The 20,975-nt window shown below is 56.1% G+C and carries 20 protein-coding genes; 14 read left to right on the forward strand and 6 right to left on the reverse strand.

Annotated features, from left to right (window positions below; translation table 11 throughout):
- The first annotated feature begins 81 nt into the window (after positions 1 to 81).
- Positions 82 to 1,404 carry an MATE family efflux transporter DinF gene (gene dinF / locus RT657_RS04315; protein ID WP_313652738.1) on the forward strand — a complete coding sequence of 441 codons (1,323 nt, stop codon included), beginning with the start codon at positions 82 to 84 and terminating at the stop codon, positions 1,402 to 1,404.
- A gap of 160 nt (positions 1,405 to 1,564) precedes the next feature.
- Complete coding sequence (locus RT657_RS04320; RefSeq protein WP_313652739.1) at positions 1,565 to 1,777, forward strand: CsbD family protein; 213 nt, start codon at positions 1,565 to 1,567, stop codon at positions 1,775 to 1,777.
- A gap of 52 nt (positions 1,778 to 1,829) precedes the next feature.
- Here the strand turns inward: RT657_RS04320 and zur are convergent, their stop codons facing one another.
- Positions 1,830 to 2,351, reverse strand: coding sequence for a zinc uptake transcriptional repressor Zur (gene zur, locus RT657_RS04325; RefSeq protein ID WP_313652741.1), 522 nt, complete (start codon positions 2,349 to 2,351; stop codon positions 1,830 to 1,832).
- Between the two features lie 449 nt (positions 2,352 to 2,800).
- Between zur and RT657_RS04330 the strand changes: the two genes are divergently transcribed.
- From RT657_RS04330 to pspG, 3 genes are all read left to right on the forward strand, one after another.
- Entirely contained in the window at positions 2,801 to 4,051 is a 1,251-nt protein-coding gene (locus RT657_RS04330; protein ID WP_313652742.1) for a conjugal transfer protein TraF, read from the forward strand.
- A gap of 107 nt (positions 4,052 to 4,158) precedes the next feature.
- Entirely contained in the window at positions 4,159 to 5,151 is a 993-nt protein-coding gene (gene dusA, locus RT657_RS04335) for a tRNA dihydrouridine(20/20a) synthase DusA (RefSeq protein ID WP_313652743.1), read from the forward strand.
- Between the two features lie 180 nt (positions 5,152 to 5,331).
- Positions 5,332 to 5,598, forward strand: coding sequence for an envelope stress response protein PspG (gene pspG, locus RT657_RS04340; RefSeq protein ID WP_313652744.1), 267 nt, complete (start codon positions 5,332 to 5,334; stop codon positions 5,596 to 5,598).
- Between the two features lie 209 nt (positions 5,599 to 5,807).
- Here the strand turns inward: pspG and RT657_RS04345 are convergent, their stop codons facing one another.
- A complete protein-coding gene (locus tag RT657_RS04345) occupies positions 5,808 to 6,791 on the reverse strand; it encodes a quinone oxidoreductase (protein WP_313652746.1) in 984 nt (327 codons plus the stop codon).
- A gap of 96 nt (positions 6,792 to 6,887) precedes the next feature.
- Here RT657_RS04345 and dnaB point away from each other — a divergent pair, with 96 nt between their 5' ends.
- The 6 genes from dnaB to RT657_RS04375 all read left to right on the forward strand — a co-directional run bounded on the left by dnaB (position 6,888) and on the right by RT657_RS04375 (position 11,854).
- Positions 6,888 to 8,294: a replicative DNA helicase gene (gene dnaB, locus RT657_RS04350; RefSeq protein WP_313652748.1), complete on the forward strand. Its 1,407-nt coding sequence runs from the start codon at positions 6,888 to 6,890 to the stop codon at positions 8,292 to 8,294.
- 128 nt (positions 8,295 to 8,422) lie between these two features.
- Positions 8,423 to 8,902, forward strand: coding sequence for an Lrp/AsnC family transcriptional regulator (locus RT657_RS04355; protein ID WP_128084961.1), 480 nt, complete (start codon positions 8,423 to 8,425; stop codon positions 8,900 to 8,902).
- Between the two features lie 241 nt (positions 8,903 to 9,143).
- On the forward strand, positions 9,144 to 9,758 hold the full coding sequence (locus RT657_RS04360; RefSeq protein WP_313652749.1) for a YitT family protein: 615 nt from the start codon (positions 9,144 to 9,146) through the stop codon (positions 9,756 to 9,758).
- A gap of 38 nt (positions 9,759 to 9,796) precedes the next feature.
- Positions 9,797 to 10,990, forward strand: coding sequence for an amino acid aminotransferase (locus RT657_RS04365; RefSeq protein WP_313652751.1), 1,194 nt, complete (start codon positions 9,797 to 9,799; stop codon positions 10,988 to 10,990).
- Between the two features lie 121 nt (positions 10,991 to 11,111).
- Positions 11,112 to 11,534, forward strand: a complete 423-nt coding sequence (locus tag RT657_RS04370; RefSeq protein WP_313652752.1) for a secondary thiamine-phosphate synthase enzyme YjbQ — start codon at positions 11,112 to 11,114, stop codon at positions 11,532 to 11,534.
- Positions 11,531 to 11,854: an MmcQ/YjbR family DNA-binding protein gene (locus tag RT657_RS04375; RefSeq protein WP_111140206.1), complete on the forward strand. Its 324-nt coding sequence runs from the start codon at positions 11,531 to 11,533 to the stop codon at positions 11,852 to 11,854. Before RT657_RS04370 ends, RT657_RS04375 begins: the two co-directional genes overlap by 4 nt.
- 48 nt (positions 11,855 to 11,902) lie before the next feature.
- On the opposite strand, the gene RT657_RS04380 is transcribed toward RT657_RS04375, so the two are convergent.
- Complete coding sequence (locus tag RT657_RS04380; protein WP_313652754.1) at positions 11,903 to 12,967, reverse strand: NAD(P)-dependent alcohol dehydrogenase; 1,065 nt, start codon at positions 12,965 to 12,967, stop codon at positions 11,903 to 11,905.
- Positions 12,968 to 13,195: 228 nt separating this feature from the next.
- The gene (uvrA, locus tag RT657_RS04385) at positions 13,196 to 16,024 is read right to left on the reverse strand and encodes an excinuclease ABC subunit UvrA (RefSeq protein WP_313652755.1); all 2,829 of its coding nucleotides are present in this window, start codon (positions 16,022 to 16,024) and stop codon (positions 13,196 to 13,198) included.
- Positions 16,025 to 16,248: 224 nt separating this feature from the next.
- On the opposite strand from uvrA, the gene ssb1 reads away from it, so the two are divergent.
- Positions 16,249 to 16,794: a single-stranded DNA-binding protein SSB1 gene (ssb1, locus tag RT657_RS04390; protein WP_150012023.1), complete on the forward strand. Its 546-nt coding sequence runs from the start codon at positions 16,249 to 16,251 to the stop codon at positions 16,792 to 16,794.
- A gap of 69 nt (positions 16,795 to 16,863) precedes the next feature.
- Here ssb1 and RT657_RS04395 read toward each other — a convergent pair whose 3' ends face one another.
- The gene (locus RT657_RS04395; RefSeq protein WP_313652758.1) at positions 16,864 to 17,385 is read right to left on the reverse strand and encodes an isochorismatase family protein; all 522 of its coding nucleotides are present in this window, start codon (positions 17,383 to 17,385) and stop codon (positions 16,864 to 16,866) included.
- Positions 17,386 to 17,504: 119 nt separating this feature from the next.
- On the opposite strand from RT657_RS04395, the gene RT657_RS04400 reads away from it, so the two are divergent.
- Positions 17,505 to 18,332, forward strand: a complete 828-nt coding sequence (locus RT657_RS04400; RefSeq protein WP_313652760.1) for an AraC family transcriptional regulator — start codon at positions 17,505 to 17,507, stop codon at positions 18,330 to 18,332.
- 77 nt (positions 18,333 to 18,409) lie between these two features.
- Positions 18,410 to 19,369 (forward strand): DMT family transporter, encoded by a 960-nt coding sequence (locus tag RT657_RS04405; protein ID WP_313652761.1) that lies wholly within the window; start codon positions 18,410 to 18,412, stop codon positions 19,367 to 19,369.
- Positions 19,370 to 20,294: 925 nt separating this feature from the next.
- Here the strand turns inward: RT657_RS04405 and RT657_RS04410 are convergent.
- Positions 20,295 to 20,690: a transposase gene (locus RT657_RS04410; RefSeq protein WP_313652762.1), complete on the reverse strand. Its 396-nt coding sequence runs from the start codon at positions 20,688 to 20,690 to the stop codon at positions 20,295 to 20,297.
- Positions 20,691 to 20,975 lie beyond the last annotated feature (285 nt).

Here is a 20,975-nt window from a genome sequence, read left to right on the forward strand (position 1 = left end):
TCGCCCTCTCTGATGCTATTCTGTCTGCCCTGATTTTGCTGCGGCCCTGTTTGCCCAGCGACACTGAGCACGGAACGGCGAATGCGCTTTATCACGGCAACCGATAAAAATCTCTGGCGGCTTGCGCTGCCGATGATCCTTTCAAATATCACCGTGCCCTTACTGGGCGTGGTCGATACCGCAGTTATTGGTCATCTCGACAGCCCTGTCTATCTTGGCGGAGTCGCGGTCGGGACCACCGTCACCAGTTTCCTCTTTATGCTGCTGCTTTTTCTGCGAATGAGCACCACTGGCCTCACGGCGCAGGCGCTGGGTGCAGGCGACAGGACGGCGCTGGCGCGGGCGCTGGTCCAGCCGCTGATGATTGCGCTGCTGGCTGGTGTGCTGTTTATCGCCTTACGCTATCCGATTATCCGGCTGGCGACACAGCTGGTCGGCGGCAGTCCCGAGGTTCTGGCGCAGGCGGCACAATTTATTCAGATTCGCTGGCTCAGTGCGCCGGCCACGCTGGCAAACCTGGTGATTCTGGGCTGGCTGCTGGGCGTGCAGTATGCACGCGCGCCGGTGATCCTGCTGGTGGTGGGGAATCTGGTGAATATCGTGCTCGATCTCTGGCTGGTCATGGGGCGGCACTGGGGTGTCGCGGGTGCGGCCACTGCCACGGCACTGGCCGAATATATCACGCTGGGCGTCGGCAGTATCATGGTCTGGCGGGTACTGAAACGGCACGGCATCACGCCAGCCCTGCTGAAACAGAGCTGGCGCGGTGACACAGCCCGGCTGCTGCGCCTCAACCGGGATATCATGCTGCGCTCCCTGATGCTGCAACTCTGTTTCGCCTCGCTGACCGTGCTGGGCGCACGACTCGGCCCCGACGTGGTCGCGGTAAACGCCGTCTTACTGATGTTTATTACCTTCACCGCTTACGCACTGGATGGCTTTGCCTATGCGGTAGAGGCGTTTGCCGGTGAGGCACATGGCGCAAAAGATGGCAGCAAACTGCTGCGCGTCTGGCACGCTGCCTGTCGTCAGGCGGTGGCCGTTGCACTGTTCTTCTCACTGGTCTATGCGGTCGCTGGCCCGCAGATCGTAACGTTGCTGACCTCACTTACCTCCCTGCAACAGACTGCCGATCGCTATCTGATCTGGCAGGTGATCATGCCGCTGGCGGGCGTCTGGTGCTACCTGCTGGATGGTATGTTTATCGGCGCAACGCGCGGTCGTGACATGTGCAACAGCATGGTTATGGCCGCTGCGGGCTACTTTCTGACGCTGCTGAGCGTACCGCTGCTGGGTAACCACGGACTGTGGCTGGCGGTCACCGTGTTTCTGGCGCTGCGGGGCCTGACGCTCTGGCTCATCTGGCGCCGGCACTGGCGTCAGAACAGCTGGTTTGAGGCGTGATCCAGCTGCGGTGGCAAAAGGATACAGATTATTCTGTATTATTCTGCTAACTGGAATAAACCGACTACTATTAACGCTATACAGCGCAGTTAAGTAGCGCTTTGTATCGAGGTTACGTTGAGTAGCCAGCTAATAAAACCCCGAGGATTGGAGGTCTGCCATGAATAAAGATGAAGCGAGCGGCAACTGGAAGCAGTTCAAAGGCAAGATGAAAGAGAAATGGGGCAAGCTGACCGACGACGACATGCAGGTAATCGAAGGTAAACGCGATCAGCTGGTGGGTAAAATTCAGGAGCGTTACGGCTATGCGAAAGATGAAGCAGAGCGCGAAGTAACGGACTGGGAAACGCACAACAAAGATTACCGCTGGTAATCAAGCCTCTGTTCCGGTGAGGCCTCACCGGAACTGCCTTCAGGCGTTGCCGCTAGCCCCGTTTTCCCCGCTTTTTTCCCTCATCCTGATGATCATGTTCACAGCTTTCATGATGCGTACAGGCTGCTACTTCCGCACAGTTTTCACACAACCCATGCGCTTCGATCACGCTATGACGCAGAGCAAACCGCGCTTCGCCCGCCAGCGTCGTGATAATGGTCTCCACGCCCTGCGCCTGTTTTTCTGTGACGGCGGCACAGCGATCGCAGACCAGCATCACCGAGGTATGTGCTGGTGCTTCAAAATGGTGACACATTACGTAGCTATTATTGGACTCCACACGATGGATAAAGCCCTGTTCCAGCAGGAAATCGAGCGCCCGGTAAACCGTAGGCGGTTTGGCCTGAGGTTCACTGACCCGCAGCTGGTCCAGCAGATCGTAGGCGCTGATGGAGCCAGGCTGTTCGGCCATCAGGCGCAGCACTTCAGCACGCTGCGACGTCAGACGCACACCGCGCTGCAGGCACATTTTTTCGGCCTGGGTCAGAATTTGCTGCGTCGTCATGGTTGTCATGAAAATTCTCCGCTGGATAAGTGATGTTATTTTATCACAATTAGCGGCGAGGTGCTTAAGTGGCTTCTGGCTGAAAAAAACAGCATTAATTGCCTGTTAAACCAGCATATTCAGCATTCCGGTCCGCATTTTTACCCTTACTGGCGACAAAACAGATCCATTCTGAATCAACCGGAAGAGGAATTTATCGGCATTTTGCTTTGCATCTCACGGAGTTAAGAAGTAATGTTCAGAAAGACTTAAGAAACGTCTGGTATTTTTTGAAATCCCCCGACTCAGTTTGAACAATCACAACATGTTTTTGGTTGGAAAACGTCCAATCCCTTGAATTAAGGCACTGTTTCCTTTGAATTCACAGCAACGACGCGTTAGCCAGCATTCACAATACGGCTAACAAATTATTCAGTCATTGAATGTATTGATGACAATTTTCAGGTGATGGCAGGCAAATGGTGAAAAAATCCGCTCAACGTCCGGCGCTGAAGTACTCCGCTGCGGTGACCGCGCTTTTCCTTTCTTCTTCCGCCATGGCGGCAGGGACCTGGTACGATGCACGTAATGACGCCATGGGTGGCACCGGCGTCGCTTCTTCTCTCTATGGCTCCGCCGTGCTGGCAAACCCGGCATTGATGACGCGTGCCAGACCCGACGATAACGTCAGCATTATTTTTCCGTCAGCCGGTATTCAGGTCACCGACAAAGATGACCTGATTAACAAGGTCGACGACATTACGGACACCGTGGATCGTTACCGCTCAGTCCTGGGTAACTTTACGCCCGCAGACTATTTTCGTGGCTATCCTGAACTGCGAGCGGCCTCGGGTGATGTGGCTAACAGGCTGAGTGACTTGCGCGGCGATAAGGCTGATGGCTCGGCGGGTGTCGCCGTTGCTGTGACGGTTCCGAATGAGACGCTGCCGTTCGCATTCATTACCAAAGCCTACGGAACCGCGCACGTTCGCGCTAACGTCGTGCAGGGCGATATCGACTATCTGCGCGGCGTGGCTAATGGCACGATACTGCCTCGTCAGGGCGACCAGAACACGCTTCGCTCCAGCGCAAATGGCCTTGCGGCCCTCGTCACCGATTATGGTGTGGCGGTCGCCCATGAGTTCACCATCGCCGGTCAGCCGGTGTCGGTGGGCGTCACGCCGAAAGTGCAGAAAACCTGGCTCTATAACTACACCGCCAGCATCTATAACTACGACAAGAACGACATCAACAACAGCCAGTATCGCAGCACAGATACCGGGTTCAACGTCGATGCCGGTCTGGCGACGACCTTTGCTGAGAACTGGACGCTGGGCGTCACCGGTCAGAACCTGGTGTCGCGCGACCTGCAGACCCGGGAGGTCAATGGTTATCGCGATACCTACCAGATTCGCCCACTGGTCACCACCGGCCTGGCCTGGGATAAAGGTCCATTTACCGTGACAGGCGATGTGGATCTGACGGAGACAAAACGCTTCAAAAGCCAGGATAACAGCCAGTATGCGGCAGTGGGCGCGGAATACCGCGTACTCGACTGGCTGCAGCTGCGCGCCGGCTATCGTGCGGACATGCGGTCCAACGACGAGAATGTGGCTACCGCCGGTTTTGGTCTCTCGCCGTTTAACAACACCGTCCATCTGGATCTGGCGGGCTCCGTCGGTGCTAATAACACCTGGGGTGCAATGGCGCAGCTCGGCTTTAACTTCTAAGCGCGTTATTCCGGTTCTCCTGGGGGCGGGCGATGCACTATCGCCCGCCCTTGTGTTATCCTTGCACAGAATTCCATCACCCATAATTACCGGATTGTCTGCGCTACATGGCTACTTTTTCTTCGCAACGCTTCTCCATCGCCCCTATGCTCGACTGGACCGATCGCCACTGTCGTTATTTTCATCGTCAGCTGACCGGCGACACGCTGCTCTACACCGAAATGGTGACGACCGGCGCGATCATTCATGGCAAAGGGGATTATCTGGCTTACAGTGAGGCCGAACATCCGGTTGCGTTGCAGCTGGGTGGCAGCGATCCGGCGGCGCTGGCGCAGTGTGCGAAGCTGGCAGAACAGCGTGGCTACGATGAGATCAACCTGAACGTCGGCTGTCCTTCGGATCGGGTGCAGAATGGCCGTTTCGGTGCCTGCCTGATGGCCGAGGCGAATCTGGTCGCGGATGCCATTAAAGCGATGCGCGACGTGGTTTCCATCCCGGTTACCGTTAAAACCCGTATTGGCATTGATGAGCTGGACAGCTATGGGTTCCTGACCGATTTTATCGGGACGGTCGCGGGGCGCGGCGAGTGCGACACCTTTATCATCCATGCGCGCAAAGCCTGGCTCTCCGGCCTCAGCCCCAAAGAGAATCGCGAAATTCCGCCGCTGGATTATCCACGCGTTTATCAGCTGAAGCAGGATTTCCCGCACCTCACCATCGCCCTCAATGGCGGCGTGAAAACGCTGGAGGAGGCGCAGACCCATCTGCAGCACCTCGACGGCGTAATGATGGGCCGCGAAGCCTATCAGAACCCCGGCATTCTGGCGCAGGTTGATCAGACTTTATTTGGCCGACAGCATCCGGCGGTGAATCCGGTTGAGGTGGTGCGCGCCATGTATCCTTATATCGACGCGGAGCTGGCGAAGGGCACCTATCTGGGCCATATTACGCGTCACATGCTGGGGCTGTTCCAGGGCATTCCTGGCGCGCGCCAGTGGCGTCGCCATCTCAGCGAAAATGCTCACAAGCCGGGCGCGGACGTGCGTGTACTGGAAGCGGCGCTGTCGCTGGTCGCGGATAAAATCCCGCAGGAGGCCTGATCCGCTTCTGGAGCATTAAAAAACCAGCCTCTGGGCTGGTTTTTTTTACGCCATAATCTGGTTTTTCTCACCAGGTAAGAGAGTCGGCTTCTTCTTTCATTCCTGCAAAAGCAGGTGGTTATCAGTTGGCATGCTTTTTGTAACAACCATAACAATTGTTATCAAAAAAGGATCGCTGACGTGGAAATTTTATTCGTATTGGGTTTTTTCCTGATGCTGCTGCTCACTGGCGTTTCGCTGCTGGGCGTACTGGCGGCACTGGTGGTGGCCACTCTCGTGATGTTTGTCGGGGGACTGTTCGCACTTGTTATCAAAGTGTTACCGTGGCTGGTGCTGGCGGTGATCGCCGTCTGGCTGCATCGGGCTTTTTTTGGCGACCGCGACGCGCGAGTCCGCCGCCGGCTGCGTCGTAAGATCAACAGGTTAGACCGAAAAGGCTGGCGTTAAATGCGGTGACGATCACAGAGTGAGAGATTGTTTAATGCAGATCTGCAATTAAACATATTTTTTACTTATGTTTTCTGGCAGGATGCTGTCGTCAATTCGATGTGCCATCGACTCGACATGAATTCATCGCCGCTGTCCCTACACCAGCGCGAACAAAAAAGAAAAAAAGAAAAGGGCTTCCTGCGGGAAGCCCTTTTTGTTGCTGACGCTTAGGGGATTAACAGGCAGGAGCCCTGCGTGGCACGGCTTTCCAGCATCTGATGCGCTCTGCTGGCCTCTTTCAGCGCAAACGTCTGCTGCGCCGGGACGTCCACACGAATCGCGCCGCTGGCCAGCAGCGAGAACAGTTCGGCACTGGCGGTTTCCAGCTCCTGGCGGTTGGTGATGTAACCAAACAGTGAAGGGCGCGTCACAAACAGTGACCCTTTCTTATTCAGAATGCCAAGGTCAACCCCGGTCACCGGTCCGGACGCGTTACCGAAACTGACCAGCAGGCCATGACGACGCAGCGAATCCAGCGAGGCTTCCCAGGTATCCTTGCCGACAGAGTCGTAGACCACGCCCACTTTTTTGCCGTCGGTCAGTTCGCTGACGCGCTGCGCAATGTCCTCTTCACGGTAGTTGATGGTCGCCCAGGCCCCTGCCTGTTGCGCCAGCGTAGCTTTCTCCGCTGAACCCACCGTGCCGATCAGGTGCGCGCCCAGCGCCTTTGCCCACTGACAGGCGATCAGTCCGACGCCGCCTGCCGCCGCGTGAAACAGGAAGGTTTCCCCGGCGCTGATTTTATGGGTCTGGCGCAGCAGATATTGGGTGGTCAGCCCCTTCAGATAGCTGGCTGCACCCAGTTCAAAGCTGATCGCCTCCGGCAGATGCATCAGGCGATCTTCCGCCACGTTGTGCACTTCGCTATAGGCGCCCATGGACGCCAGGCAGTAGACCACGCGGTCGCCGGGCTTAAACAGGGTGACGCCCCGGCCCACCCGTGACACCACGCCCGCCGCTTCCGTCCCCAGGCCGGAAGGAAACGTGGCCACCGGATAAAGGCCGCTGCGCACATAGGTATCGATGTAGTTGATGCCGATAGCGCGATGCTCTACCTGAACTTCGTGTTCCGCTGGCTCAGCAGGTTCAAAATCTGTCCATTCTAAAACGTCCGGCCCGCCGTGCGCACTGAACTGAATACGCTTTGCCATTCTGACTCCTGTGATTGTTTTATCATGAGCGTGAGGCGCGCCCCTTAACTGAGGTATACTTGCGCGTCCCCACAGAAGATCGGTAATGCATTCACTATGGCAGGAAATAAACCCACCAACAAATCGAACGAAACGCAGGATAGCCAGCTCGCAGGCGTGAAAATGCCCCCGCATTCGCTGGAAGCGGAGCAGTCTGTGCTGGGTGGGTTAATGCTGGATAACGAGCGCTGGGACAACGTCTCTGAGCGCGTCGTCGCGAATGATTTTTTCAACCGTTCGCATCGGCTGATTTTTTCAGAGATGCAGCGGCTGCTGGAAAACAGCAAACCCATCGACCTGATTACGCTCTCCGAATCGCTGGAAACGCGCGGCGAACTGGAGATGGCGGGTGGCTTCGCCTATCTGGCTGAGCTGGCAAAAAATACCCCAAGTGCGGCGAACATTGGCGCGTATGCGGACATCGTTCGCGAACGTGCAGTGGTGCGTGAGATGATTGCTGTCGCTAATCAGATCGCCGATGCCGGATACGATCCGCAGGGGCGCAACAGTGAGGAGCTGCTGGATTTTGCGGAGTCGAACGTCTTTAAGATTGCGGAAGCGCGTGCAGATAAAGATGCGGGTCCGAAAAATATCGAGCAGATTCTGGAGTCGACCGTTTCCCGAATCGAATCGCTCTATCAGACGCCGCACGACGGCGTCACCGGTGTCGATACGGGTTATCAGGATCTGAATAAAAAGACGGCGGGTCTGCAGGGTTCTGACCTGATTATTGTCGCTGCCCGTCCTTCGATGGGGAAAACCACCTTTGCGATGAACCTGTGCGAAAACGCCGCTATGCTGCAGGAGAAGCCGGTGCTGATCTTCAGCCTCGAGATGCCCAGCGAGCAGATTATGATGCGTATGCTGGCGTCACTCTCCCGCGTCGATCAGACCCGCATCCGAACCGGCCAGCTCGATGATGAGGACTGGGCGCGCATCTCCGGCACTATGGGTATCCTGCTGGAGAAGAAAAACATGTATATCGATGACTCTTCCGGCCTGACGCCCACCGAAGTGCGCTCCCGCGCCCGGCGTATCTACCGTGAGAACGGCGGATTAAGCCTGATCATGATCGACTATCTGCAGCTGATGCGCGTGCCGTCGCTGTCGGACAACCGTACGCTGGAAATTGCGGAGATCTCCCGCTCGCTGAAGGCGCTGGCGAAAGAGCTGAACGTGCCGGTTGTGGCGCTGTCGCAGCTCAACCGCTCACTGGAACAGCGCGCCGATAAGCGTCCGGTGAACTCGGATCTGCGTGAGTCGGGCTCGATCGAGCAGGATGCGGATTTGATCATGTTTATCTATCGCGATGAGGTCTATCACGAAAACAGCGATCTCAAAGGGATCGCCGAGATCATCCTGGGTAAACAGCGTAACGGTCCGATCGGCACGGTGCGCCTGACCTTTAACGGTCAGTGGTCACGCTTTGATAACTATGCAGGCCCGCAATACGACGACGAATAATCTTTGCACCGGGCTGTCATGCACGATCTGTGCATGACAGCTCCCATCATCAGAAAATAGTGTTGGACAACCTCTCGGGTTATCGGGTTATCTGTAACAAAGCGACGACATTACGCTGTGGAAACGGAATGACTCACGTAGACGATTACGACCTTAAAATCCTGACCTTATTACAATCCAACGGCCGTCTGACCAATCAGGAACTGAGCGATCTGGTCGGCCTCTCGGCCTCACAATGCTCCCGCCGCCGTATCAATCTGGAACAGGCTAACCTGATCCTGGGCTATCACGCCCGGCTCTCGCCCGATGCCATCGGGCTGGGCATGGTGGGACTGATTGAGGTACGACTGATTAACCACACGGCGGAATATGTCGAGAGTTTTCACCGCATGGTGGAGCAGGAGCAGGCGATTGTCGATGCCTATAAAACCACCGGTGATGCGGACTATCTGCTTAAAGTCGCCGTGGCCGATCTTAACGCCCTGAGTGCGCTGATCAGTCAGTTAGTCGCGGGTCACCAGAGCGTTTCCCATGTGAAAACCTCGGTGGTGCTGGGCCGCATGAAAGAGAACGGGCTGATGATGATGCCGGAGAGCAGAACGCGCTAAAAAGGTGCACATTGTGCGCTTTTGGTGCACACTGGCGGCAAAGCATGCAAATAACGCGCATCATAACGAGATTTTGCGCATGATATGACGGTGACAAGCCGCGTTCAGGCAAAAAGTTCTGTTCTCAAGTCTCTTTGATATCAATGAGATATCGCGGGCATTCGCGCAGCCGCCGGTGAAGGCGGTACCGATGGTGCGTTTTTTGCATTGGAACCGCATCATTTGCACTGAGAAAACCGCCATGGATAACATCGCAGAACCCGCCCGCATCCCGCATTCACGCATTGAAGATGCGCTGGCGATGGTGCTGGGCACCCTGATGGTCTCATTCGGCGTCATTATGCTGAAACAGGCCGGGGCGCTGACCGGCAGCACCGCAGGGATCGCCTTTCTGATCAGTTACCTGTCGCCGCTGTCGTTTGGCGGCGCCTTCTTCCTGATCAATATCCCTTTTTACTGGCTGGCGATAAAACGCATGGGCTGGGAATTTACCCTGAAAACCTTCAGCGCCGTCGGTCTGGTGTCGCTGTTTACCCAGTTGCATCCGCTGTTTGTCCACTTTTCCGATCTCAACCCCTTCTATGCGACACTGTTCGGTAACGTCATCATGGGAATCGGGTTTATAGTGTTGTTTCGTCATAAAGCGAGCCTGGGCGGCATCAATATTCTGGCGCTGTGGCTTCAGGACCGCTTTGGAATCCGCGCGGGAAAACTGCAGATGGCGGTGGATACCTGCGTCGTGCTGGCGTCCCTGTTTGTAGTGAGCGGCCCGATCCTGCTCGCCTCAATTGCGGGAGCGGTGATCCTGAATCTGATTATTGCAATGAACCACCGTCCGGGACGCTACCGGGTTTAACCCGTTTTACCTCTGGACCACTCTTGGAGACCTTAACCGTGTTTCAAAACGTTGATGCCTATGCTGGCGATCCGATTCTGTCGTTGATGGAAGCCTTCAAACAAGACCCGCGCGAACACAAAGTTAACCTGAGTATCGGGCTCTATTACGACGAACAGAACATCATCCCGCAGCTGAAGGCTGTGGCGGCTGCTGAAGAGCAGATCTATGCTGAGCCGCATCAGGCATCGCTCTATCTGCCAATGGAAGGGCTTAACAGCTACCGGAGTGCGATTGCACCGCTGCTGTTCGGGGCAGATCATCCGATGCTGCAGGCGGGCCGTATCGCCTCGATTCAGACGCTGGGCGGCTCAGGCGCGCTGAAAGTCGGCGCAGACTTCCTGAAGCGCTATTTTCCGCAGTCCGCTGTCTGGGTCAGCGATCCGACCTGGGAAAACCACATCGCGATCTTCAACGGTGCCGGTTTTGATGTGAACACTTACCCCTGGTATGACGCAGAAACCCACGGTGTGCGCTTCGATGCCTTTATCAACACCCTGAAAACCCTGCCAGCCCGCAGCATCGTCCTGCTGCATCCCTGCTGCCATAACCCGACCGGCGCAGACCTGACGGACGCGCAGTGGGATGAAACCATTGAGGTGCTGAAAGCACAGCAGCTGATTCCTTTCCTGGATATCGCCTATCAGGGCTTTGGTGCCGGTATGCAGCAGGATGCGTATGCGCTGCGTGCCGTCGCGGCGGCCGGTCTGCCTGCGCTGGTGAGCAACTCGTTCTCCAAAATCTTCTCACTCTACGGTGAGCGCGTAGGCGGTCTCTCTATCGTCTGCGACAGCGCCGACGAGTCAGCACGCGTGCTGGGCCAGCTCAAAGCGACCGTGCGCCGTAACTACTCCAGCCCGCCGAACTTTGGTGCGCAGGTGGTGGCGCGTGTCCTCAATGATGAGGCACTGAAGGCGAGCTGGCTGGCAGAAGTGGAAGCGATGCGTCTGCGTATCCTCGCGATGCGTGAGTCATTAGTCGAGGTGCTGCGCACCGCGCTGCCGGGCAAAAACTTTGACTACCTGCTGAAGCAGCGCGGCATGTTCAGCTACACCGGGCTGAGCGCGCAGCAGGTCGATCGCCTGCGCAACGAATTTGGCATCTACCTGGTGGGCAGCGGCCGCATGTGCGTCGCCGGTCTTAACAGCAAAAACGTGCATCAGGTGGCAGAGGCCTTCGCCGCCGTCATGTAACGACGCGCCACGCTGTGAACAAAACCGTCGGGTTCGCTCCGGCGGTTTTTTTATGGGGCAGGGTTTACCTTTGGGCGACATGCTGCACACTTAAACGGGACAACCGTTTAAGGAAACCGTTATGTGGCATCAACAAACCCTCACGCTGAGCGCGAAGCCGCGCGGCTTTCATCTGGTCACCGATGAGATTGTCGGATCGCTCTCCGGCCTGCGGGATATCAAAACCGGCCTGCTGCATCTGCTGTTACAGCATACGTCGGCGTCGTTAACCTTAAATGAGAACTGTGACCCGACGGTGCGCAGCGACATGGAGCAGCATTTCATGCGGCACGTACCGGAAAATGCACCTTATCAGCACGATTATGAAGGACGCGATGATATGCCCGCCCATATTAAATCCTCAACCCTGGGCGTGTCGTTACTCTTACCGGTTCAGCGGGGAGGTCTGGTGCTGGGCACCTGGCAGGGTATCTGGCTGGGCGAGCATCGCATTGATGGCGGTGCCAGGCGAATTGTCGCGACGTTACAGGGGGAATCGTCATGAATAACTCAGACTTACTGACCTACTGCATGAGCAAGCCGGGCGCGGAGCAGAGCGTTCACAGCGACTGGAAGGCGACACAGATCAAGAGCAACGGCGTGCTGTTTGCCATGGTGCACGAGGCCAAAGGACGGCCTGCGATATCGCTGAAATCGACGCCGGCACTGGCCGAGTTACTGCGTGAAGAGCACAGCGACATTATTCCCAGCGAGCATCTGAATAAGTCCCACTGGAGCACGCTGTTTCTCGACGGTTCGCTGAAAGATTCGCAGATCTACTACCTGATCGACGCCTCCTGGCAGCAGGTGGCGGCGGGCCGTTAAACGGCAAAAAACCCTCTTACCTGAGCAAGAGGGTTGGACGCAGGGCGGTTACGCGGCAGGCTGTTCGCGCAGCGTATTGATGTCGATAACAAAGCGGTACTTCACGTCGCTTTTCAGCATACGCTCGTAGGCTTCATTGATCTGATCCATCGCAATCAGTTCAATGTCTGACGTGATGTTATGTTGACCACAGAAGTCGAGCATCTCCTGCGTTTCTGCGATGCCGCCAATCAGTGAACCGGCAATGCTGCGGCGTTTAAAGATCAGGTTAAACACCTGAGGCGCCGGGTGATCGTGCTCCGGCGCACCGACCAGCGTCATGTTGCCATCCAGCTTCAGCAGGGTAATGAACGGGTTGAGATCGTGCTGTGCCGCCACCGTGTTGAGAATAAAGTCGAAGCTGTTGGCATGCTGCGCCATCTGCGCCGGATCTTTAGAGATAACAACCTCATCGGCACCCAGACGTTTGCCATCTTCGATTTTGGATTCTGAGGTGGTGAACAGCACCACATGCGCGCCCATTGCGTGGGCAATCTTCACGCCCATGTGGCCCAGACCGCCTAACCCGACGATGCCCACTTTCTTGCCCGGGCCAACGTTCCAGTGGCGAAGTGGGGAGTAGGTGGTGATACCGGCACACAGCAGTGGCGCGACGCCCGCCAGCTCCAGGTTTTCCGGAATGCGCAGCACAAAGCTCTCATCCACCACCATCGACGTGGAGTAGCCGCCGTAGGTGATCGCGCCGGTTTCACGATCTTCACCGTTGTAGGTGCCGACGAACCCGTTTTCGCAATACTGCTCCAGCCCCTGCTGACAGCTCGGACAGCTGCGACAGGAGTCAACCATACAGCCCACGCCCACCAGATCGCCGACTTTATATTTCTGCGTCTGCGGGCCAACGGCGGTCACGCGACCGACGATTTCATGGCCCGGTACAACAGGGAAAATCGTGTTTTTCCACTCATTGCGGGCCTGATGTAAATCTGAATGGCAAACGCCACAAAACAGCACCTCAAGCTGGACGTCATGGGCGCGCAGCTCACGCGGTTTGAAATCGAACGGTGCCAGTCTGGATTTTGCATCCTGAGCAGCATAGGCATGCGTAATATTCATGGTGTCTCCAGTGTCGATGTGTCGTGAGTTTTTCTGATGAAGTGCAGCCGTCAACGGGCTGCAAAAACAGGGCGACGCAGGGCGTGCCAAAGAGGAACCGCTTAAGGATAGTCAGCGTGATGAAAAGCGTATATGCCTATACATGTCTGAATCTTGCCTGATCCTGCATTTTTCTGGCTGAATCGGCAGGGGCAACAAAAAGGCCCGCACGCGGCGGGCCTGAGGGGATTACTTCTCTAACAGCGGCTTCAGGAAGCGCGCCGTGTGGGATTTCTCACACTCCGCTACGGTCTCTGGCGTGCCTGCCACCAGGATTTCACCGCCGCCGCTGCCCCCTTCCGGGCCGAGATCGACAATCCAGTCAGCGGTCTTCACCACGTCGAGATTGTGCTCAATCACTACGATGGTGTTGCCCTGATCGCGCAGCTGATGCAGCACTTCCAGCAGCTGCTGGATATCGGCAAAGTGCAGGCCGGTGGTGGGTTCATCCAGGATGTAGAGCGTCTGGCCGGTGCCGCGTTTGGAAAGCTCACGCGCCAGTTTCACACGCTGAGCTTCACCGCCCGAAAGCGTCGTCGCGGACTGACCGAGCCGGATGTAGGAGAGACCCACATCCATCAGCGTCTGCAGCTTACGCGCCAGCGCCGGCACCGCATCGAAGAACTCACGGGCTTCTTCGATGGTCATCTCCAGCACTTCATGAATGCTCTTGCCTTTGTACTTCACTTCCAGCGTTTCACGGTTATAGCGTTTGCCTTTGCACTGGTCGCACGGCACATAGATGTCCGGCAGGAAGTGCATCTCGACTTTCAGCACGCCATCGCCCTGACAGGCCTCGCAGCGTCCGCCGCGCACGTTAAAGCTGAAGCGACCCGGGTTATAGCCACGCGAACGCGCTTCCGGCACCCCCGCAAAGAGTTCGCGCACCGGCGTAAAGATGCCGGTGTAGGTGGCCGGGTTAGAACGCGGGGTACGCCCAATCGGGCTCTGGTCAATATCGATCACCTTGTCGAAGTGCTCCAGACCCGTCACGTCGCGGTAAGGAGCCGGTTCGGCAATGGTCGCGCCGTTCAGCGCCCGCTGCGCAATCGGGAACAGCGTATCGTTAATCAGCGTCGATTTACCCGAGCCGGACACGCCGGTAATGCAGGTAAAGAGGCCGACCGGCAGTGTCAGCGTGACATCCTTAAGGTTGTTGCCGCGCGCGCCGGTAATCTTCAGCACTTTAGACGGGTCGCCTTTAACGCGCGCTTCCGGCACCGCAATCTCACGCTTGCCGCTCAGGAACTGACCGGTCAGTGACGCTTCCTGCGCCATGATCTCATCCACGGTGCCTTCCGCGACCACCTGACCGCCATGCACACCGGCACCCGGACCGATATCGATCACATGGTCAGCGGCACGAATCGCATCTTCATCATGCTCAACCACGATCACGGTGTTACCGAGATCGCGCAGGTGAATCAGCGTGCCGAGCAGACGTTCGTTGTCGCGCTGGTGCAGGCCGATAGAGGGCTCATCCAGTACATACATGACGCCGACCAGCCCGGCCCCGATCTGGCTGGCCAGACGGATACGCTGCGCTTCACCGCCGGACAGGGTCTCGGCAGAACGTGACATCGAAAGATAGTTCAGGCCGACGTTCACCAGGAAGCTCAGGCGATCGCCAATCTCTTTCAGGACTTTCTCGGCGATCTGTGCACGCTGGCCGCTGAGTTTCAGATTTTCAAAGAAGGACATCGCATGCCCGATGCTCATCTCAGAGATGGTCGGCAGCGTGGTGTTCTCGACATAAACATGACGTGCTTCGCGGCGCAGACGGGTGCCTTCACAGCTGGCGCAGGCGCGGTTGCTGATGAATTTCGCCAGCTCTTCGCGCACGGCAGAAGATTCGGTCTCTTTGTAGCGGCGCTCCATGTTATTCAGCACGCCCTCAAACGGATGACGGCGTACCGAGGTGTCACCACGATCGTTGATGTACTTAAATTCGATGTTCTCTTTGCCCGATCCATACAGAATGATCTTCTGTACATTGTCGGGCAGGCTGCCGAACGGGGCTTCAATATCAAAGCTGAGGTGGTCCGCCAGCGAACGCAGCATCTGGAAGTAGTAAAAGTTACGGCGATCCCAGCCGCGGATAGCGCCACCTGCCAGAGAGAGATCCGGATTCTGTACCACACGATCGGGATCGAAATATTGCTGCACGCCCAGGCCGTCACAGGTCGGGCAGGCACCCGCCGGGTTGTTGAACGAGAAGAGGCGCGGCTCCAGTTCGCTCATGCTGTAACCACAGACCGGGCAGGCGAAGTTAGCCGAGAAGAGCAGCTCTTCAGCCTCCGCGTCATCCATATCCGCGACAATCGCCGTGCCGCCGGAGAGCTCCAGCGTGGTTTCAAAGGATTCCGCCAGGCGGGTCGACAGGTCGTCGCGCACTTTAAAGCGGTCAATCACCACTTCGATGGTGTGTTTTTTCTGCAGTTCCAGCTTCGGCGGATCGGAGAGGTCGCACACTTCGCCATCGATACGCGCACGGATATAGCCCTGTGCCGCCAGATTCTCCAGCGTTTTGGTATGTTCGCCTTTGCGATCTTTAATCACCGGCGCCAGCAGCATCAGGCGACGGCCTTCCGGCTGAGAGAGCACCTGATCGACCATCTGACTGACAGTCTGCGCCGCCAGCGGCACATCATGATCCGGGCAGCGCGGTTCGCCCACGCGGGCAAACAGCAGACGCAGGTAATCATGGATCTCGGTGATGGTTCCCACCGTCGAACGCGGGTTGTGCGAGGTGGATTTCTGTTCGATAGAGATGGCGGGCGATAAACCTTCGATGTGATCGACGTCCGGCTTCTCCATTAACGAAAGAAACTGGCGCGCATACGCAGAAAGCGATTCTACGTAGCGGCGCTGACCTTCCGCATACAGCGTATCAAACGCCAGTGAGGATTTACCGGAGCCTGACAGGCCGGTCACCACAATGAGTTTGTCGCGTGGGATGGTCAGGTTAATGTTTTTCAAATTATGGGTGCGGGCACCACGAACTTCGATCTTATCCATTCACCTTTCCCGGATTAGCAGCACTCACCGCGCCTTGCCGACACGGCCAGAATAAACGTGTCATTATGGCACAAAAAATAGACTGAATAAATATCCAGTACTCTGTGGTCCGGGCGCCCCAGAGATTAAAACCGGAACGCGGCTCGAAAGTGGGAAACAGTACGCAGGACGTGTTAGAATTGATGGATTAGACTGTATGCATTAACTCATCGGGAGACAGCAACATGGCCAGTCGTGGCGTTAACAAAGTGATTCTTGTCGGGAATCTGGGTCAGGATCCGGAAGTACGTTATATGCCTAATGGCGGCGCGGTTGCGAACATTACGCTGGCGACGTCTGAGAGCTGGCGTGACAAGCAGACCGGTGAAAATAAAGAGATTACCGAATGGCACCGTGTGGTGCTGTTTGGCAAACTGGCTGAAGTCGCAGGCGAATACCTGAAAAAAGGGTCGCAGGTTTACATCGAAGGTCAGCTGCGTACCCGTAAATGGCAGGATCAGGGCGGGCAGGAACGTTATACCACTGAAGTTGTGGTTAACGTCGGCGGCACCATGCAGATGCTGGGTGGCCGTCAGCAGGGCGGTAACGCCGGTGCAGGTGCACAGGGCGGTGGCAACAACAATGGCTGGGGCCAGCCGCAGCAGCCGCAGGGCAACAACAATCAGTTCAGCGGCGGCGCGCAGTCCCGTCCACAGCAGCAGCCTCAGAGCGCACCGGCCAGCAATAACAATGAACCGCCAATGGATTTCGACGACGATATTCCATTCTGATTCTATGGTCTGACGCGTTTAAAAAGCCCGCTATGCGGGCTTTTTTTATGTGCGGCCCCGGCTGTGTGGCTATGACCATTCTGCCAGCACGGCATCGGTACTCATCACGCGCGGCACGTTGCCCGGGATCAGGAGTGAGGCCCATACGTCATTGTGCTGATTAATCAGCGCTTCGGCCCCGACCCAGCGGCGATCGGCAGTGGTGTGCGCATCTGCCGCCACGGTAATCGCATAGCCCGCACTGGCGCCCACCTTAATCGTGGTATCCAGACAGTAGTCCGTCGCACAGCCGCACACGACAAATGCCTCCACCTCCAGACGCGTTAACAGCGCAGCCAGCTCTGTCTGCCAGAAGCTGTCGCAGGCGGTTTTCGTCACGTAATGCGCGCCCGCAGGCTGAACCAGTTCCGGCAACAGATCAAAGCTGCGATCACCCTCGCACATCGTGCCTTCGCGGTGCTGAATAAAAAGGACGGTATCGGCGTGTTCGGTCAGCCGGTTGATCCGGGCGATCCGACCTGCCTGATCGAAACGGGGTGTGCTGAACACGCCGTTCTGCATATCTATGACGATGACGACTCGCTGTGCCATGCTGACTCCCTCAGAATAAAAAAAGAGTGTTACCTGCGGCGCGGCGGATAGCAATCTTTTGCATTTTCCCCCCGGTCGCAGGCATGCTAATCCGACATCGGATAAATAAGGAGAGAGAAGTGGAAGGTGTTCCGGCTGTTTTTCCCTGTGAAAAAGACCGCGCACAGTTTCAGCAACCGGCCGGCCTGCCCGGTGTGGAACTCTATCAGGCTCACATCTCCCGCTACGCTTTTGAACCTCATACCCATGAAGCCTTTGGCATTGGCACTATTGAAGCGGGGGCGCAGCGCTTTCGCTATCGCGGTACCCACTATACCGCGCCGGTGAACTCGCTGGTGACCATGAACCCGGATGAGCTGCATACCGGTGAGTCAGCCTGTGATGAGGGGTGGCGCTATCAGATGATCTATATTCAGCCCCAGTTGATGGATGAACTGACCGGCGACCGTGGCTGGTGGTTCAATGAGGCGCTGCTGACCGATCCACGCGTGGCGCAGCCGCTTTCGCGCACGCTGGCCGCACTCTGGCAGGCGGAGTCTGATCTGGCGCGTCATAGTCTGCTTGCGGAACTGCTGCTGCACATCCGTCCGCGGGCACGCATGGCCTCGCCGGGGCAGGCCGGAACCGGCCACCGCTTTGACCCGGTGCGTGATTATCTGCGTGCAAACCTTGCAGAACCGGTACGGCTGGAGGAGCTGGCGGCGCTGGCTTCGCTATCGCCGTGGCACTTCTTACGCGCTTTTCGCCAGCATTATCACGTTACCCCGCATCAGATGCTGATGGCGTTCCGGCTTTACGACGCCAAACAGCGGCTGGCGCGCGGCGAAGCCGCTGCCAGCGTTGCAGCGGCGGTCGGGTTAACCGATCAGGCGCATCTGACCCGCGCCTTTGCTAACCGCTATGGCATTACGCCTGGCCGCTATCAGAAGCAGATCTTTCAGCCCTGATACAAGCGCAATCTGCTACAAGCATTCCCCGCCCGAACCCGCCAGACTGCACAAAAATGCCATACAGGAAAAAAATCATGTTTGCTGGCGTCATCTTTGCTATCACTGCCGGGCTGATGTGGGGGCTGATCTTTGTCGGGCCGCTGCTGGTGCCCGATTACCCTGGCGCACTGCAATCGGCGGGCCGTTATGTGGCGTTCGGGCTGATTGCGCTGCCGCTGGCCTGGTACGATCGTCGTCGCCTGCGTCAGCTGGTGCAGGCAGACTGGCGCGAAGCGATTAAACTCTCGCTGGTGGGAAACCTCTTCTACTATGCCTTTCTGGCAAGTGCCATTCAGCGGACCGGCGGACCGGTTTCCACGATGATTATCGGTACGCTGCCGGTGGTGATCGCCGTGACTGCCAATCTCTGTTACGGCCATCTTGAAGGACGGCTGTCATGGCGGCGGCTGCTACCGGCGCTAATCATGATGGCCGTTGGGCTGCTCTGCGTGAACGCGGCGGAGTTACAGAATCAGGGCGAGACGCTGGATCTCAGCCGTTACCTGACCGGAATTGTACTGGCGCTGCTGGCCGTGGTCTGCTGGACCTGGTATCCGCTACGCAACGCCCGCTGGCTGCGCACGCATCCCGGATTGCGGCCCTCGACCTGGGCAACCGCGCAGGGGCTGGTAACGCTGCCAATGGCGCTGGTGATGTATGGGCTGGTCAGTGTGCAAATCGCCTGGCAACAGCCCGCATTTTCGCTGCCCTTTGGTCCGCGTCCCGTGGTATTTATCACCCTGATGCTGGCGATCGGCCTGTTCTGTTCCTGGCTCGGCACCCTGTGCTGGAACGCAGCCAGTCAGCGTCTGCCCACCGTGCTGATGGGGCCGCTGATTGTCTTCGAGATCCTGTTCGGCCTGTTATGGACTTTTCTCTGGTATCAACGCTGGCCGCCGTCGCTTACCGTTACGGGGATTCTCTGTCTGATGGCTGGAGTCATCTGGGCCATGCGCATCAAACCGCAGCCGCGGGTGGTGTCGGTGAACGACTAAACCCCCACGCAAAGCAGCAGGTCATTGCCGCGCAGAGACGACGCTGCGCGGCATTTTAAGATTAAGTCCTATGCCGATTTGCATGCTCATCGGCAGATTTATGCCGCGAAATCGTTTTCATTGTGCCGTGGGCATGCGCCAACCCCTACTGTTGTCCCCTCTGTCGCCCGTCAGCAGGTAAAAAAACACCCCTTTTACTGTCTCCAGCCCCTGCTTTTTCAAAACGAAAAGGGATTCACTGTTCAGATATCGGTCAGTAATCAGGGAAAAAAACGCATCATTGTGAACATGACGCTTTTATCCACGGCTTTTTATTGTGGTCTGGCCCTGAGAAAAGCAGGTTAAAAACCACGATTAACTTCATTCAGAGATAAGGGAGTAAGAAAATTCCGCCGCTGCGTTAATATTTAAATATTAATCTCTGGCATCAATGATGCGCAATGAAGAGAACCCGGTACACGTCAGATAACGATAGTGTTAAGGAGCAATAAACTATTTTTCATGGATTATTCCTGGTGGCGGTTAATGCAATAAACCGCGCCGACAACAATTAAAGCGAAGCCGGAAAAAATGCCGTCAGGTCCACTGTTAACTTAATAAAGAGATGTTTGTTTTTTGTCCGGTGTTTAAGGCAGCTTAATCATATCCGGTGTATTTCGTTCTGACGATTAGCAGAGCTTATCGGAAAAAGAAGGGGCCCGGCCCCGTGTTAACGGAGCCGGGAGAGGAAGAAAAGGCGTAGAATGCGAGACTTTTGCTGTTGTGAATCAATTTTACCGCAAAAAAAGAAGCTTAGCCGTGAAGCCATTCATTAGTTATAAATGGAGCGGAAAAGGGGGCCGCAATTGTCCTGTTAAATGATCTTCATCTCTTCTGGTAAGAACAAATCTCAGCGTTAAGTCTAAAAAGCGCGGTAGCATTGGCTTCAGCGATTCTCCGTGCCTGACGGATAGTGGTACACGCTGCGGCTGATATCTAATAAGCGGCAGCTGCGGCGGGTGCCGATGTCAAAAGTACTCTGCAGAAAATCCACAGCCTGACGTTTTTCATTCGTCGTAAAGAAGTGCTTCAGCACGCTCTGCAGCATCTCTTTGTCAGAGTTGAGGGTCTGCAGTTCACGTGTAATGTTCTGCAGTTTATCTTCCAGATCCTTGATTTTCCTGCCTTCTTCCGAAGACAACCCAGAAAACTTCTTCTTCCAGCTGTAGAAAGTGGCTTCGGAGATACCTAACTCCTGACAGATTTCCCTGACTTTCACGCCTGATTCAGAAGCTTTAATGGCATTTGTGATTTGATCTTCGCTGTATCGTGACTTTCTCATAAATGCTCTTACCTTTCTTATCGATTAATGGATGAGAATGACTTTAATAATTTCTGGCACTGTAAGATTCTATTAAGGCAGTATTAAAGTGCGCGAGTTGAATTGCGAAGCCTAAATTAAGATATTTGAAATAAATATCATCATGGGATAAATCTTATTTTATTCTTATCGGCCGGGCGTACCTTCCTGGAGGCGGGTTTTTGTTATAAATTCATCGCATCCAAATTACGAAAAAAATCTACGTACATTGGATATTTAGTCTGTCCGACAAGATTAATTTGCTGA

Origin of the sequence: Pantoea sp. (assembly GCF_032114055.1) — a bacterium.
GTDB lineage: Bacteria > Pseudomonadota > Gammaproteobacteria > Enterobacterales > Enterobacteriaceae > Pantoea.